At 58.0% G+C, this 14,768-nt stretch carries 22 protein-coding genes; 15 read left to right on the plus strand and 7 right to left on the minus strand.

Going from position 1 to position 14,768, the window contains the following annotated elements:
• Positions 1-218: 218 nt before the first annotated feature.
• A complete protein-coding gene (locus tag BHD07_RS21265; protein WP_275600051.1) occupies positions 219-620 on the minus strand; it encodes a DUF1236 domain-containing protein in 402 nt (133 codons plus the stop codon).
• 217 nt (positions 621-837) lie between these two features.
• Here BHD07_RS21265 and BHD07_RS21270 point away from each other — a divergent pair, with 217 nt between their 5' ends.
• On the plus strand, positions 838-1,128 hold the full coding sequence (locus BHD07_RS21270; protein WP_338282966.1) for a hypothetical protein: 291 nt from the start codon (positions 838-840) through the stop codon (positions 1,126-1,128).
• 72 nt (positions 1,129-1,200) lie between these two features.
• Here BHD07_RS21270 and BHD07_RS31960 read toward each other — a convergent pair whose 3' ends face one another.
• The 5 genes from BHD07_RS31960 to BHD07_RS21290 all read right to left on the minus strand — a co-directional run bounded on the left by BHD07_RS31960 (position 1,201) and on the right by BHD07_RS21290 (position 3,018).
• On the minus strand, positions 1,201-1,440 hold the full coding sequence (locus tag BHD07_RS31960) for a hypothetical protein (RefSeq protein WP_018095003.1): 240 nt from the start codon (positions 1,438-1,440) through the stop codon (positions 1,201-1,203).
• Positions 1,441-1,887: 447 nt separating this feature from the next.
• Positions 1,888-2,151, minus strand: a complete 264-nt coding sequence (locus tag BHD07_RS21275) for a hypothetical protein (protein ID WP_018095002.1) — start codon at positions 2,149-2,151, stop codon at positions 1,888-1,890.
• 39 nt (positions 2,152-2,190) lie between these two features.
• Positions 2,191-2,355, minus strand: a complete 165-nt coding sequence (locus tag BHD07_RS21280; RefSeq protein WP_100673204.1) for a hypothetical protein — start codon at positions 2,353-2,355, stop codon at positions 2,191-2,193.
• A gap of 158 nt (positions 2,356-2,513) precedes the next feature.
• Positions 2,514-2,693 (minus strand): hypothetical protein, encoded by a 180-nt coding sequence (locus BHD07_RS21285; protein WP_338282967.1) that lies wholly within the window; start codon positions 2,691-2,693, stop codon positions 2,514-2,516.
• A 19-nt stretch (positions 2,694-2,712) separates the two neighbouring features.
• Positions 2,713-3,018, minus strand: coding sequence for a hypothetical protein (locus tag BHD07_RS21290; RefSeq protein ID WP_026168598.1), 306 nt, complete (start codon positions 3,016-3,018; stop codon positions 2,713-2,715).
• A 127-nt stretch (positions 3,019-3,145) separates the two neighbouring features.
• Here BHD07_RS21290 and BHD07_RS21295 point away from each other — a divergent pair, with 127 nt between their 5' ends.
• Positions 3,146-3,292 (plus strand): HNH endonuclease, encoded by a 147-nt coding sequence (locus tag BHD07_RS21295; protein ID WP_234819254.1) that lies wholly within the window; start codon positions 3,146-3,148, stop codon positions 3,290-3,292.
• Positions 3,293-3,394: 102 nt separating this feature from the next.
• Here BHD07_RS21295 and BHD07_RS21300 read toward each other — a convergent pair whose 3' ends face one another.
• Positions 3,395-3,628: a hypothetical protein gene (locus tag BHD07_RS21300; protein ID WP_100673207.1), complete on the minus strand. Its 234-nt coding sequence runs from the start codon at positions 3,626-3,628 to the stop codon at positions 3,395-3,397.
• 181 nt (positions 3,629-3,809) lie between these two features.
• On the opposite strand from BHD07_RS21300, the gene BHD07_RS21305 reads away from it, so the two are divergent.
• The 13 genes from BHD07_RS21305 to BHD07_RS21365 all read left to right on the plus strand — a co-directional run bounded on the left by BHD07_RS21305 (position 3,810) and on the right by BHD07_RS21365 (position 14,756).
• Positions 3,810-4,106, plus strand: a complete 297-nt coding sequence (locus BHD07_RS21305; RefSeq protein ID WP_100673208.1) for a hypothetical protein — start codon at positions 3,810-3,812, stop codon at positions 4,104-4,106.
• Positions 4,107-4,423: 317 nt separating this feature from the next.
• On the plus strand, positions 4,424-5,710 hold the full coding sequence (locus tag BHD07_RS21310; RefSeq protein ID WP_338282968.1) for a tyrosine-type recombinase/integrase: 1,287 nt from the start codon (positions 4,424-4,426) through the stop codon (positions 5,708-5,710).
• Positions 5,703-6,077: a hypothetical protein gene (locus tag BHD07_RS21315; RefSeq protein ID WP_338282969.1), complete on the plus strand. Its 375-nt coding sequence runs from the start codon at positions 5,703-5,705 to the stop codon at positions 6,075-6,077. The genes BHD07_RS21310 and BHD07_RS21315 overlap by 8 nt, the downstream gene beginning before the upstream one ends.
• Positions 6,078-6,145: 68 nt before the next feature.
• Positions 6,146-6,367, plus strand: a complete 222-nt coding sequence (locus tag BHD07_RS21320) for a helix-turn-helix transcriptional regulator (protein WP_338282970.1) — start codon at positions 6,146-6,148, stop codon at positions 6,365-6,367.
• A 285-nt stretch (positions 6,368-6,652) separates the two neighbouring features.
• Entirely contained in the window at positions 6,653-6,925 is a 273-nt protein-coding gene (locus BHD07_RS21325; RefSeq protein WP_338282971.1) for a hypothetical protein, read from the plus strand.
• Positions 6,894-9,284, plus strand: coding sequence for a bifunctional DNA primase/polymerase (locus BHD07_RS21330; protein ID WP_338282972.1), 2,391 nt, complete (start codon positions 6,894-6,896; stop codon positions 9,282-9,284). Before BHD07_RS21325 ends, BHD07_RS21330 begins: the two co-directional genes overlap by 32 nt.
• A 268-nt stretch (positions 9,285-9,552) precedes the next feature.
• Entirely contained in the window at positions 9,553-9,732 is a 180-nt protein-coding gene (locus BHD07_RS21335) for a hypothetical protein (RefSeq protein WP_338282973.1), read from the plus strand.
• A gap of 1 nt (position 9,733) precedes the next feature.
• Positions 9,734-10,042 carry a hypothetical protein gene (locus BHD07_RS21340; RefSeq protein WP_338282974.1) on the plus strand — a complete coding sequence of 103 codons (309 nt, stop codon included), beginning with the start codon at positions 9,734-9,736 and terminating at the stop codon, positions 10,040-10,042.
• A gap of 44 nt (positions 10,043-10,086) precedes the next feature.
• On the plus strand, positions 10,087-10,440 hold the full coding sequence (locus BHD07_RS21345; protein WP_338282975.1) for a hypothetical protein: 354 nt from the start codon (positions 10,087-10,089) through the stop codon (positions 10,438-10,440).
• A gap of 11 nt (positions 10,441-10,451) precedes the next feature.
• The gene (locus BHD07_RS21350) at positions 10,452-11,582 is read left to right on the plus strand and encodes a hypothetical protein (RefSeq protein WP_338282976.1); all 1,131 of its coding nucleotides are present in this window, start codon (positions 10,452-10,454) and stop codon (positions 11,580-11,582) included.
• Positions 11,583-12,010: 428 nt separating this feature from the next.
• Positions 12,011-12,202 carry an HNH endonuclease signature motif containing protein gene (locus BHD07_RS21355; protein WP_338283141.1) on the plus strand — a complete coding sequence of 64 codons (192 nt, stop codon included), beginning with the start codon at positions 12,011-12,013 and terminating at the stop codon, positions 12,200-12,202.
• Between the two features lies 1 nt (position 12,203).
• A complete protein-coding gene (locus BHD07_RS21360; RefSeq protein WP_338282977.1) occupies positions 12,204-12,506 on the plus strand; it encodes a hypothetical protein in 303 nt (100 codons plus the stop codon).
• A 546-nt stretch (positions 12,507-13,052) separates the two neighbouring features.
• Positions 13,053-14,756 carry a terminase large subunit gene (locus tag BHD07_RS21365; protein WP_338282978.1) on the plus strand — a complete coding sequence of 568 codons (1,704 nt, stop codon included), beginning with the start codon at positions 13,053-13,055 and terminating at the stop codon, positions 14,754-14,756.
• Positions 14,757-14,768: the final 12 nt, after the last annotated feature.

Raw genomic sequence — 14,768 nt, forward strand, 5'->3', positions numbered from 1 at the left:
ATGGAACGATCTTCTCAGTTCAGCTCAAGCCGAAGAACGACAAGATCGCTATCACGATCACAACGAGGCCGACGAGGTAGATAATCTGATTCATCGATCAACTCCTTTCTTCACGAGTGAACGGCCACGCCGCGGGTAAGTTCCAGGCCGGCGATAAACGCGGGGCCGGCCTGGGGCCTTAAACCGAGCCTGCGAGGGCCGCTCTCACCGCCGTCAGGTCAGTTGATGACCTGAACGACCGTGCGCGATTTCGGCTCTACGATGACACGCTGCTCATTGACCACCGCATATGCATAGGTCGGATTCTGCGGGACTGGCGTCAGCATAACCGTTTCGGGAACAGGCTTGCCGACCGCGATCGGCTGCTGAACGACGACCGATGGCGGTGCCGGCTGCTGCTGAACATAAGTGACCACTTCGGGGGGAGGCGGCGTGAGTGCGCCGCCGAGCGTGGCGCCTACCACCGCGCCGACCCCGGCTCCGATCGGGCCGCCGATAATGGCGCCGGTGGCGGCACCGCCGACCATGCCGGTTGCCGCGTTGGTACCGTCGGCTTGCTGCGCGACAGCACCGCTGGCGATGAGCGCGACAGTCGCAGTAATAAATACGAGCTTCTTCATAACATTTCCTCTCGTTGAACTCGTCACTCAACGGGGAAATAAGCAAGCGGTTCCACTCCTTGGACTTTAGTCCGACTCAATGCCAGACGATTTCCCGATTAATCGTGCGGACTTCGGGGATATATTTCCTTGATAGTGAATTTTCTTGAGTAGGGCTCGTTCATCAGCGGTTCAGGCATGATGGCCCAAGCTCATAAGCAGCGAGACGGAGTCGATGATGAAAAAGCTCTCATCCGCCCTCACAGCCTTAGTCCTGGCTGCGCCTTTTTCCCTTCCGGTAAGCGCCGCACCGATATTCGTGCCTGTGCCGGAGCAGGTGAAGACCGACGCTGCCGAGCAGGTCAATCACCGGCACCATCGCCATTGGCGCACGCAGCGCCACTGGAACAGACGCTACGCTTCGCGTTCCTGCCGCTACTACGGCAGGTGCTATCCCCGGTACTACAGCTATCGAGACTATCACCGCTACCATCGGCGGCCGGGCGTGACGATCTATTTCAACTTCTAGCGACGGTTCACACGGACGCCAGTCCTTCCTCGAAGCGCATTCGGGAGGGATTTCCTTCGCGGCGGATGGATGTCACCGGTGCCAACGCGCACCACGAGCATTCCTACGAAACTTTGCGAGCGATCGTCTGAGTTTCGTCATGTTCTGAGCGACTTGCTCGATCGTGAGCAAGTGCTTTTCGTTCTCCAACACGATGGCGGTCCCACATCTCCTGCAAGGGAGTTCGTCGTTCGCTTTCACCCAAGCGACAGGCTTGCTGGTCTCGTGGCCGCATTCGGGGCAGGGGATACCGATCTCTTCATTATCGAACATGGCAGCACTCCGGTTGAGTGCGAATCACAACACAACCTATTTCGAGGCGCAATGCTTACTCTCTGACTAAAATGGGCTAGAAACGGTGGTCGCGACCGCATCCTTATGGGCATGAGGGAGAGCCAACGCTTCGGTGTACGGGTGTCTCAAGTCGGCTGTCCGACCAGTACCATTGTCCACGAAAAAGCCCCGCACGATGGCGGGGCAAGCCCTCATCCAGTTGCCTTCATTGGACTCGGGGACGCAGCCGGAATGCAGCTGCGCAGAGACGCTATCTGCGGTTTCATCAGCGAGAAAGGTCTGATTCCGCGATTCCGGTACGCCTCTTCAAAATACATGGGTAGGTAAAGCGCTTTTGCACATTTACATCAAGCGCGATTTTCCGCCTCCTGATCACATCAGCGGCATCGGACCAATACCAATCATCCAGGCGCGCGGAATGCAGCGTCAATGGACGGTGCGGATCGACTGATCGAGAAAGCTGCGTATTCCATCGCGATGGACGGTCGCCAGAAATTCCTGGAAAGCATCGCGGTCGGTGGCGAACAGATCATCCCAGACGGTCGAATATCCCTCTTGATCGACGACCTCAAGCGTCCAGTCCGCGTTGGTGCCCGCCGGGCGGTATATGCCGATAGTGACCATGATGTCGTCGTCGACAAATTCGCCGGAGAACTCGGAAAACTCGTATTGCTGTTCGTTTTCGGTCATCGATCTCTTATAGCATGTGGGCGTGCCGAGGGGCAGCCTTCATGACGTCACCCCTGTATGTACGCAGGTATATCTGTTCGGGTCCCAGCTGCCGTCCTGACAGGGGACATCGGCAATGCCGGATACGAGCAGGAACAGCAGCAGCACTGCGATCAGAATGGCCGCCAGGGCGAGCAGTCTCATGGCGCGCACGTTACGCTTCAATATCGCTTGCTCCAGACCACGCCATGCTGATCTTTTCAGCGTTCAACTGAAGACAAATAGCAGCCAAACGAGCACAAAGGCGGAGATGATGATCACTGCCACCGCAATCAGTTCAACTCTTCGTCCCATCTTCTACGGCCATTCGGAAAATCATGTCGCTAACTTGGGTTAAACAGCAGAACCACAGCGATAACGGTCAACAGCGGCCCCATCCAGCGAAAATGCCTTGTGAGTTGAACGAGCCACGGGACTTGAGTATTCGTCTGGACGAAGCCAAAGCCTGCCGCTGTCATCCAGAGACCGGCGCCAAACATGACTATCTGATCGATATTGGCCATTGTCACGGGTTCGAACGTGTTACTTGGTCGGCTTCACAAGCGAGATAACCCGCGGCTTAGACGGCGCGTCCAGCCATTCGATCCACGTGTCACGTTCCTCGATCGTGTCGAAAAACCGCCAGAGCTTGTACTCTTCTTCGGTGGTGTCCAGCATCTCGCCGACGGTCACGAGTTCCAGGGGCAATGTCACCTCGTTGCCGTCGAACCGAACGAAATAGAGCCCCTCTGCAGCGAGCCGGATCACTTGACCGGTGGAGTAACTCCCATCGGCGGCGTCGACCGTAAAGTACATGCCGGTCAAGGTTTCGAAAATTTTGCTGCTCATCGGTTTCACATGCCAGTTCAGGAAATGGGAATCAGAGGTTCGCCCAGGCCGCCGGCAAACGCAAGAGATCACCGTGATAGACTCGGCGCCGCGTCGACAGATGAAAGCGACGACCACGGAGGCAGCGATGGACACGCGCTGGAAGGTATTTCAGGTGGCTTCTGTGGAACACCTGCATCGCCGCGCTGACGGCGGTACGAGCCATTGGTCAAACCTCGCTATGGCATGCACGCGCTGCAACAACAGCCGCGGCGAGCGCGACCGGCTGAGTTAAGCGTCCTGGCGACGCAAGAGTTTTAGGGCCAATCAGAGCTACAGTTTCCAATGGCCAGCGCGGTCACCATCTGCGCCCACACCAGCAGCGCCGGCCGGTAATCTACCGCCAGTTGTCGATTGACGATCGGCCCATAACGTAGCCGATCGCGAAGGCGAGGGCCCCGACTGTGAGCGCCAGGCCGGTTGCTGTGTATGGGTGATCCGCGGCGCCGGCCACCACAGCGTTAGCCTCGCGGCTCACTGCGTCGGTGGCTGTCTTCGCTACCTTTCGGACACCAGTGGGCGGTTCGGTCGGCGTCCCGGTGAAGCCGGCGCTCAGTTCGTCTTTGGCCATGTTGTTTCTCCTGCTGGGGAAGGAGGAACCGACGACCGGCGGGGAGGTTCCGGATATCAGTGAACCGACCGGATCTGCGCATTTGCGTAGATTCGATTCAGCAGGACACCACCAACGCACCCATTCATCAGCAGTTCAGCCTCCACGGTGCAATCTCATCCGCACCGAGGAGGATCCCTTCATGAGAAAGTTTTTGTCGGCCCTCACAGCCGCAGTTTTGGCTGCGTCCTTCGCCTTGCCCGCGAGAGCCGCGCCGATCTTCGTGCCTAGGCCAGAGCAGGTGAAGACGGGCGCGGTTGAGCAGGTCGACCACCGACGCAACTGGCGAGACAGCCATTGGAACAGGCGGCAGGCTTGGCGTTCATGCCGCTACTACGGCAGGTGCTTCCCACGCTATGACTACACCCAGAGCTACGGCTACCGTGACGATTACCGCTACAACCGTCGACCGAGCGTCAATATTTACTTGAATTTCTAGCGGCTCGCCGACGCGAGGCTTAATGCAAGCTGTGATCTGATGCCGACGCCAAGCTGGCCGGTGGCGGAAGGCGAGGGTAAAGCTAGAAAGATCATGCAAAGCGTTGTTTGATTGTCTTTTTATGGTGAGCGCGCAGGGATTCGAACCCTGGACCTACTGATTAAAAGTCAGCATACCTAAATTGCTCCGTGTTTCCGCTTGTGTCAAGAACCCTTGGTTTTTCAGGCATTTTGCCTTATATGTTCGCATGTAAGTCGCCGCGGATTTCCGTGTGTTTCATTTTTGGTGGCGACTCGGTGGCGACTCAGTGGGGGATCATGCCGACAATCAAGCTTACGAGAAAAGCGGTCTCTGCAATCGAGCCGTCGGAGAAGGCGGTCATCTATTACGACGAGACCGTGAAGGGTCTCGGTCTCAAGGTCATGCCGAGCGGAGCGAGATCTTGGATACTCGAGTACCGACCGGGGGCGGGAGGACGCGGAGTCGCGAAAAAGAGGCTGAAAATCGGCACGCCTGCCACGCATTCCCCCGAGGACGCCCGCGACGAAGCTACCCGAACCCTTGCGCGAGTGACCTTGGGCGCTGATCCGGCGGGCGCACGAAGTGATGAGCGGAAGCAGGATACGGTCGCTGACCTGGCCGACAAGTTCTTACGGGACCATGTAGCTACCAAGCGCAAGGCACGTACTTATCAAGAGTACTCGGCCGCGGTCGAGCGGTACGTAAAGCCTGTGCTCGGATCAATGCGCTGCTCGCTCGTGACGCCAAGTGACGTTGCGCGGCTGCAGGCACACATTACCCGCGGTAAAATCGGGAAGGGGAACGCTGGAAAAACAATGGCAAACCGCACACTCGCGGTTCTCTCAGCCATGTTCAGCTGGGCTGCAAAGCAGCATCTGGTGCCCGCGGGGCATAATCCTGTGAAGGCGGTGGAAAGGTTCAAGGAAAATCGCAAGGAGAGGTTTCTCACCACGTCAGAACTGACGGCGCTAGGCGAAGCCCTTCATGAGGCGGAGACGATCGGCTTGCCTTACGCTGTCGACGAGAAAAAAACTTACGCGAAGCATGCTCCTAAACCGGAGAATAGGCGCACCGTGTATGGTCCGCATGCCGTGGCAGCAATCCGACTTCTATTGCTGACTGGGGCGCGACGCCGCGAAATTCTTGATCTGAAATGGTCGGAGGTGGATCTAGAGCGCGGCGTACTTTTCCTTCCGGACTCGAAGACTGGCAAAAAAACCGTCGTACTGTCCGCTGCAGCGATTGCGATTCTTGAGGGCTTGCCACGCGTCGGGAAATACGTAATTGCAGGGAATTCGGCCGGCACCGAAGACGAAAAACCCAGAGCGGATCTCAACAAACCCTGGGAAGCCGTCCTCAAGCGTGCGGGGCTGGAGGGAGTGCGCCTGCATGACCTTCGCCATTCCTTTGCCAGCGTCGGTGTCGGAGGCAGCCTCGGTCTTCCCATCATCGGGAAGCTGCTGGGCCACACTCAAGCGGCGACCACGCAGCGTTATGCCCACTTAGACGTGGATCCGCTCAAGCGCGCGGCAGACGAGATTGGGAATAAGATCGCAAAGGCTATGAGGGGCACGAATGGCTAAGCTCCCGCCGATTGACGTTCCGGCCCACTGGATACGCATTCTTCTCCACCAAGGAAAGCGAGAAGAGGCGCTTGCCCGGATAAATGACCTTATCGCGTCGGGTAAGGCGGGGGCCGAGACGCGCGCTCTCGCCGAATACCTCGCCACTGCGAAAAGGGGGCGCCAGCCGTTCGGCTCCAAACATTTATGGCCGGAGATCGGGGCCGAGAACGACGAGATGCGCTCAGCGGGCATTCCATATGAGCGGCGCCTTGAGGAACTAAGCATAAAGTATCGGTTGGGAGACCAGGCGAAAGTCAAACTTGCAATCGCAAAATGGGAAGCTGCAATGGAAGAAATTGCCGGCGATGCCCCACAGGACATTTAAAGCAACTAATCTACCCCCGTGAAATGTCATAAATAGCTGTCCATCATATTGAAACGATGGAGGTGCTGATGACCAAGAATATTCGCGTGAAGGAAGCGGCCGAGTACGTAGGCCTCTCGAAAAGCTCCCTCGACAAGTTTCGCTGCTTCGGCGGCGGCCCGCGGTTCTACAAGTTGGGTCGGAGCGTGATTTACAATACGTCCGACCTCGACACATGGGTGGCCGAGCGCGCCCGTACATCCACATGGTGTGCCAATGACAACACACCCGCGCGGAATATTGCCGCCTAATCCTTGTCGCTGACCGGCAATTCCCGGTTATTTGTTCTCGTAATTCCCACCACAGTCGTTCACACAGTCAACCGCCTTTCGGGCGGCGATAGGAGGATACTTGCGTCAGCAGCTAGGCGCGGCGGCCAGATTGGCCGCATTCGAAGATAAGATCAGAGCCGAATTGAACGTGCCCCCAGGTGAAGACTGGCACTCCCATCTGCCAGAAAACGGAAGGGGCGACCGCATCTTTGCAAGCTGGCAGAAACTGGCCCGAGAGGTGCGGAACGCCGCCGAGGGTGCGCGATGAGAGTGGTGGATCTACGGCGCCTTCACAACCCTGCATCGCCGCAGGGCTTTAGGGCCATTGCTGCGTTTAGCCTCGAGCTGACGCCCGAGATCAAGCTTTTCGATCTCCAATTGATCGAGGCGCGAGACGGCAGGTTGAATGTCTATCCGCCCAAATCTGGGAATGGCTCGTTAACGGCCGCACTGGCTCCATCTGTGCGTCGCGACATCGCTGCTCTTGCAATAAAGGAAATCGATAGTGACCAGCATCGCCGCAACAGCTACGTCTGATCTCACCCCACTTGCTATTCGCACGGCGCTCTTCGCGAACGGCTATTCTCCCGTCCTGGCACGCGGCAAGATCTCGGACGTCGCGGGCTGGCGCACGCCGGTTAGCTCCGCAGAAGAGATTTCCACTCTCACGGCCGCGAATCCAACGTACACAAACACCGGCGTCCTGTGCGGCAGCGTTGTCGCTGTCGACATCGACGCTCAAGATCCGGACACGGCGGCCGCGCTAACGGCAATGGCAGACCTGCTGCCTGGCGCCCACATCGCCCTTCGCCGCGTTGGTAAGGCGCCGAAGGTGATGTTGCTGTTTCGCGCCACCGAGGTTCGAAAGAAATTGTCGACCGCCGAATACACGGTAAACGGGCTGAAATGCCAAGTCGAGGTGATGGGCGACGGTCAGCAAATCGTCGGCTTCGGCATCCACCCAGAGACGCATCGGCCGTACGAGTGGATCGGCCCGTCTCCGCTTGATGTGCCGCTTTCCGAGCTTCCGGAAATTACTCCGGAAGCAATCGATGGGTTCGTCGCGGAAGCAACAGACTACCTCAACGCTCATGGGCGTCCACTGCGGGCGCGTAAGGCCGCGGTAGAGCAGACCCGCGCCGGCTCGGGAACCTTCTGGCAGCAGGTCAATGCTGCAGCCCTCGAGGACACCGACAGGTGGGTGCCGTCCCTCTTTTCCGCCGCGCGAAAAGAGGCCGGGACGGGCTCATGGCGTGTCAAGTCCAAGGAGCTTGGGCGCGAACTCGAGGAAGACATTTCCATTCATCGCGACGGAATTCAGGACTTCGGTCTCGAACAGCCGGAAACACCAATTTCTCTTGTCGAAAAGTGGGGCGGAGCGGCGTCCCCCCAGCAGGCAGCATTTTGGATTTGCGGCCAGCTCGGTCGCGATCCAGCCGATTTTGGCTGGGAAAAGCGTGACCTCGGCGCGCGCATGACGCTCGGCAGCCTGAGCCGAGTTCCAGCCGCCGCAAACGACAACATGCAGGAAGAAGAGCAAGAAGACGATGAGCAGCCGGCGACGTTGCCGCAGGCCACCGGCCTGCCTGAGCATCTTTGCTTTCCGCCCGGAGCTGTCGGCGACTTCGCACGCTTCATCGTTTCGTGCGCACGCTTTCCTTCGCCGCATTTGTCCCTAGTGGCTTCGCTGGCATTTACAGCAGGTCTGATCGGGCGCCGATACAAAGGGCCGACAGGTCTACGGTCGAACCTCTACGTTGTCGGCCTTGCTGAATCTGGCTTCGGAAAAGATGCGACGATTAGAGCCACGGCTGCGCTTGCTGACAGCACTTCGTGGGGCAGCAAGGTTAGTGAGACCTTGTTTACTGATCAAATCCGAAGCCTCCCAGGCCTAGCCGGAAAACTCAGAAAGTCTCCTTCCGCGATCGTCGTACAAGATGAATTCGGGCGCTGGCTGGCCGAGCACACCGGGCGAAACGTCGCTTCGCATCGGGCGGAGATAACCGCATCGCTCATGGAACTGACGGGAGCGCCGGCTGGATTCTGGGGTGGCCAAGAAAAGGCTGGCGGCAATATTCCTCGCATCGTCGCCCCGTGTCTTACGGTCCACGGGGTGTCGACCCCAAGCACGTTCTGGGGTGCGCTATCGAGTGGGAATATCTCGGAGGGCCTGCTTGGCCGCCTTGTTCTTGTTGACGTAGGCAGCGCGGAGCCACTTAAGGTTCGCCGCCCGCCGAACAGCATCGAGGAGATTCCACCTGCATTGTCTGATCAGGTGGCTGCGCTCCTCGGTTTGTCAGCAGGCAAATACACGGGAACGTTTTGTGCGCTTTCCGCCAGGTCCGATGAGAAGCCGTGGCCTATCGTGACCGCTGAATGGGCGCCTGGTGTCGACGATCTATTCGAGGACTTCGACGACCGAATCCGAGCGATGAAGAAAACCATCGATCCGCAGTATCGGCCAATCTTAAACCGCGTCGGCGAGAACGCCGCCAGACTCGCGTTGATTGTTGCGGTTGGATGTGACCCGAAAGAGCCGATCATAACTCGCGAGATTCAGGAGTGGGCCAATGCTGTGGCGGAGCATTCGCTGCACGTCATCCTGCGAGGCGCCAACGACAACATCGCCGACAACGATCGAGCAGCGGAATATCTCCGTGTTCGTCAGCAAGTCGTCAGGCGAGGCCAGTCGGGCATCACACTGCGTGACATCGTAAAAAACTTGAGGGGCGCGATCGATAAGCGCCGCCTTGAAGACATCCTAGCGATGCTGCGGCAGGCGAGAGAGGTGCACCTCGCAAAGCTCACGACTGAAAGCGGTCAGTCGAAGGTGAGGTTTTGGTCTGCTGAATCCCTACCGAATGCGGCAGTCATTCTGCCCATCGAGGGGGGGTGAAAGACCGGGGATTTGGCCGGGTGAAAGAGGGGGGAAGAGTGGGGGGCAAAATTGGTTACCGACAAATACCGACGGCAAATTTCCCCCGGTCTTCCGGCGGTCTCTCACCCGGCCTTGCACCCACCCTTCCCCCCAGTCTTTCATGTGAAAAATGTAATAAAAACAAAGATATATGTAAGAGTGGGTACACTAAGTATGGGGATATACCCCCAAGGTCCGTTTTCGATACCCGAAGCAGCCATCACTCACGCGCGCGAAGGAGGACGACATGACCATCGAAGTTACTGAGACAAAGAACGGGAAGAAGATCATCCACCGACTGGACACCAGCCAGGTGGACAGTCTCGATGAAATATCCGGCGACGAGCAACTTGCGTTGGTGTGGTGCGAGACGCACCAAACATGGGAGTGGCACCGGCTCGAACGATCAGAACTTGGAGGGTATTGAAATGAACGAAGCAGAAGCATTCGCCGCCAAACACGACATCGCGGCCACGTCCGAAGACGTCGTCCGCATTCGCCGCGCGCTCGACAAGTTTTACGATGCGGTCGAAGCGGTAGACGCTCCGCGTCAGGGCTGGATTCAACTCTATGACGGTCCGGCCATTCGGGCAGCCTTTGAAAAGCACAATCCCAGCACGCCAGCTCACGGCGCTGCGATGGCGATGGCGGAGATGCCAGAGCATTGGCCGACAACCTACCGGGCCTCGGTTTGCTACCATCTCACGCCCTTAATGGCGGAGGTTATCAACGCGTGAGTAGGCGTCTACGTTCAGCGGAGGAGTCTGCGCGGCGCGAGAGCGTGGCAGCCAAACTATCCGCATACACGCTCGCGGCGGATAGTACGGCGCCACGCGATCCGAAGCGACGAGGCGATCACTATCGCGCCTTTCTCGTCGATGCACATCGAACGATCGAAACCCTACAGGGCAAGATCAAAGAGCTGGAGACCGAGCGCGACAAGGCCTACCGCGAAAAGGAATACGCCCTGTCGCTATGTGTGACCCGAACCGCGGCGGAGGAAGCCCGCCTTGCAGCCTTCCGGCTTGCTCAAGAAAAGGCAGCCCTCCTGATGGAAGGCCCAGGCGGCATACTCAACGAAGCATCCGAAGCGATCCGGGCAATGCCAGATCCGCGACCGAAATTCACCAGGTAGGAGGTACACCTTTGATCAGCGAGAAGCCGAGCAACAAGGATCTTTCGCAACTGTCCCAGCTCCTGGCGGCACACGGCAAGCCCACCACCGCCAGGGCGAAGAAAACCACCAAAGCCATCACACCAGCCAACGACAACAAGCCGGCGCGGGAGCAACTGGCGTGGCCGGCGCTTGAACGACTTGCCTACCGTGGCGACTATCGGAGGCTTTTCGCCCTGCGCCACTGGAAGAACATGGTTTTTCCGGGATCCGAGATTGAGGCGCCGGAAGAAAATAATCTGGATCCGGAGACCACTATTGAAGTTCGTCCCTCGGAGGCGGAGCTCCTCGCCGCCGTCGGTTGGAAGGTGGTGGGCCGCGAACGCTGGCATTTCACGGGCGAGATCGTCAACACCTACGAGCAGAAGGTCTGCACGCCAAGCCACCACAGGAACAAAAACAACGGCATTGATACCCAACTCGGTGACCTTCTCTTCCGTGATGGCGTATTGATTGAATGGGGCAAGACGCGCAAGGGCAGGGCACTACGCCCGGTCGAACGCCCTCGTGGCGCCAAGGGAGGCAGCAATGCGGCAAGGTCGGATAGCGCAATTTGGAGTTATCTGAAGCTCCGGGGCGCAGTGGCGTCACCGTTGACGGCCAAGCCGTATTCAAAACCTCTTTCGGGTGAACCGGCGCTGGTTCCAATGCTGGACTCACAGAAAGGGACGGAAGAGGCGCGAGAACTCCTGCAGAGTCTCGGCGTCGACGGCTCGGTACCTTTCGACCTGCTCCCACGTCCAGCAATCCGCTGCCCAGATGGCCTCGTTTCCGGCCCACAGTGGGCAGGCGGCGTCAAGCGGCCCAAACCAACTGGTGAGATTTCGGCAGCAGCTGGCCGTGAGCCGGACTTTGCTCGGCAGGTCGAGGTTCTCGACTATGTTGATCATCTCCGCCATCACCTCGGCCGCCATGCACTCGTGCTTGATATGGCCATAACCGATGCGACAGCGAAGGAGATTGGCGTCGCCATGGGGCAAGCGCCTGCATACGCAGAGAAGCGTGGTCCGTCACTCATTGACGCCGCGATTGATGCGCTGATCGATCTCGACGAGACGGCGCGAGTGAAATTCGCGCCAGCGGAAGAAAAAATCGCGGCGTGATGTCCGGTAAATAGCGTCTTCACATCGTATTTTATTGAAGGGGTGAAATTCCCCGAAGGCCGCACAAGGCGGCCTTTTTGCTTTGAGGCGCTGTCGGGCCGCGGACGTTCTAAACTCGCGAGCATTGCCGGGACTGCCTCATCCCAATTGCCTCGGCGCGCTCCTCCTCTCGCGACGAGGCGATCAAGCGGCGAGTTGAGCACCGGAATGATAAGCCGGCACGCTCCTCGCCGCTTCTTGTTTTGTAGGTCAGCATGACCAAGCTCACCACGCTTAAGCCAACGCTCTCTAGGCTTTCATGTTCTGTCATCAGTGCCGCGCCGCAAGAGCAGTCACGTGACAAGCATCGGTATGCTGCCAAGCCTTGGCGCAAATGGTATGGGTTGAAACGATGGAAGGACTTGCGGTGGCAAGTCCTTGTTGACGCTATGTTTCAGTGTAGCAGATGCGGCGTGTTGCATGCCGATACATCGAAGCTAGTTGCAGACCACACCATACCTCATCGCGGAAGGCCAGAGTTATTCTGGGATCTAACTAACCTAACATGCATGTGCTCCGACTGTCATGACACGATCAAGCAGCGCGAAGATCAAGCGGAGCCGATAGGAGTGTGGGATTGATATGACTGGTCTGGTTGATATGACTAAAGAGTTCTTCGACAGCATACCTGAAGAGGGCGCGTGTCTTGTTGCGCTCACCAACGACATGGCGAAGTGGCTGAAGTTCCGTCTTCCCCAATGGCGAGGCGATGACCTTGCCAATCGCTGCCGCATCGTTGGTATTAACCGAATGAGCAGCGTCAATAAGCTTATCGGTGAGCAGCGCAGGGTGATGCTTCACCCGCTCTTCGTAAGCAGAGCGAGGGCAAGTGTGCTGGCCGAGGCCGAGCGTGTGGCCGCAGGGTGCAATGCCATGCGACCGTGAAACATTAATGTTTCACGCAACAATATTGCGCATCGATGATGTTTTGTGTCGCGAAAGAATGTTGCGCGATGACGCAACATTGCGAATGTGACAAAAATGTCACGTCAGGGGGGGTATTCCAAAGTTGCCGAACCTCTCTGTCGCCGTACCCGCGTCCCCCGCATGTGCGCACAATTTTGGGATTCTTTGATTTTTTCAGTGAGGTTTACCGGCAATGGCAAGCGGTGGTTTTCGCCCTGGCGCAGGGCGCCCTAAGGGAGCGAAGGCGCCGAAAGCAAAGCCTGTGAAGGTTGCTCCGGACATCAAGAAGGCCGCTCGCCAGTCTGGCATGTCGCCTCTCGATTATATGCTTACCGTCATGAACGACGACAGTTCAGATTCAGAACGGAGGGACCGCATGGCAATCGCCGCAGCCCCTTACGTCCACGCTCGTGCAAGCGACGCAGCTGGCGGCAAGAAAGAGCAGCAGCAGGAAGAGGCTGAGAGGCTATCGAGGGAAGGCAAGTTTGCCACTCCACCGCCGCCGCCAAGCGCATCTGGTGATTGATGGAATGGACAACTTCGTGCGTCGATTGGGAAGACAGGATCGTCGCCAAGAAATCAATTGTTCCGTGCAAGCCACTCTTCCCTTCCGAGGCCGACGCGGCGCTTGAGGTTTTCAAATCCCTTCGCATCGTGGATGCGCCCGGATCCCCGACGTTCGGTGACGCGTGCGGCCAGTGGGTTTTTGACTTCGTCGCAGCGATCTTTGGTGCGTATGACCCGGCAACGGGCCGGCGTCTGATCCGAGAGTTCTTTCTCCTTATAAGCAAGAAGAATTCCAAGTCGACAATCGCGGCCGGAATCATGGTCACGGCTCTTATTAGAAATTGGCGAAATTCGGCCGAGCTTCTAATTCTGGCGCCAACCAAGGAAGTTGCCGACAACGCGTTTAAGCCAGCGGCCGACATGGTGCGTGCGGATCCTGTGCTGTCTAAGCAACTTCACGTGCAGGATCATCGCAAGACGATCACGCACAAAGGCACCAAGGCCACGCTTAAAGTTGTGGCGGCCGACAACGACACTGTGTCCGGCAAGAAGGCGGCCTTCGTCCTCGTCGACGAGCTTTGGCTTTTCGGCAAGAAGGAAACTGCGGATGCCATGTTGCGTGAGGCGACAGGCGGCCTGATTTCGAAGCCGGAAGGTTTCACGATCTACCTTTCGACGCAGTCCGACGCGCCTCCCGCGGGTGTGTTCAAGGCGAAGCTGGATTATTACCGCAACATCCGCGATGGCGCGGTCGAGGACAAGAAGAGCCTTGGCGTCATCTACGAATTTCCTCGCAGGATGGTTGAGGCTGAAGCTTATCTAAACCCTGCCAACGCCTACATTACCAACCCGAACATTGGACGGTCGGTCAGCCAAGAATGGCTTGAGGATGAACTTCGCAAGGAGCTTGCTGGCGACGGCGACACGCGTCGAACTTTTCTTTCTAAGCACCTAAACGTCGAAATCGGGCTAAATCTTCGGTCTGATCGATGGCCTGGCGCAGATCACTGGGAAGCTGCCGGCGACGCGTCATTGACGCTGGATACCATTCTTGAACGCAGTGACGTGGTGACTGTCGGGATTGACGGCGGCGGCCTTGACGACTTGTTCGGGCTTGCCGTTATCGGCAGGGATAAGGACACGCGAGACTGGCTTTCGTGGAATCGGGCGTGGGCGCACGATGATGTTCTGAACCGCCGCAAGGATATTGCGTCTGTGCTGCGCGACTTCGAGCGCGATAAGGACTTGGTTATCTGCGAGGACGCCACCCAAGACATTCATGAGGTGGCCGATCTCGTCCGCAAGATCTACGATACTGGCTTACTCCCCGAGGAGAACGCAATCGGCCTCGATCCTATGGGCGTGGCCGCCCTCGTTGATGAGCTTGCGGCTCGCGGCATCGAAGGAAAGATGCTGACAGGTGTTCGCCAGGGCTCCGCTCTGTCGCCCGCCACGTGGGGCCTTGAGCGTAAGCTTAAGGATCGCACGTTTAGGCACGGCGGCAGGCCCATGATGAACTGGTGTGTCGGTAACGCCAAGACGGAAGTCCGCGGAGGTGCCGTGCTGATCACAAAACAGACGGCCGGTCGGGCGAAGATCGACCCGTTGGTGGCGACCTTCAACGCCGCGATGCTTATGGCGCGTAACCCAGATGGTCGCGGGCCAATAGCTTCCCCCTGGGACGATCCTTCATTTTCACTAGCGGATTTGGGAGCATTCTGAATGCGATGGCCA

Source organism: Sinorhizobium sp. KGO-5 (assembly GCF_036245905.1).
In the GTDB taxonomy this organism is placed as follows: Bacteria; Pseudomonadota; Alphaproteobacteria; order Rhizobiales; family Rhizobiaceae; genus Sinorhizobium; species Sinorhizobium meliloti_A.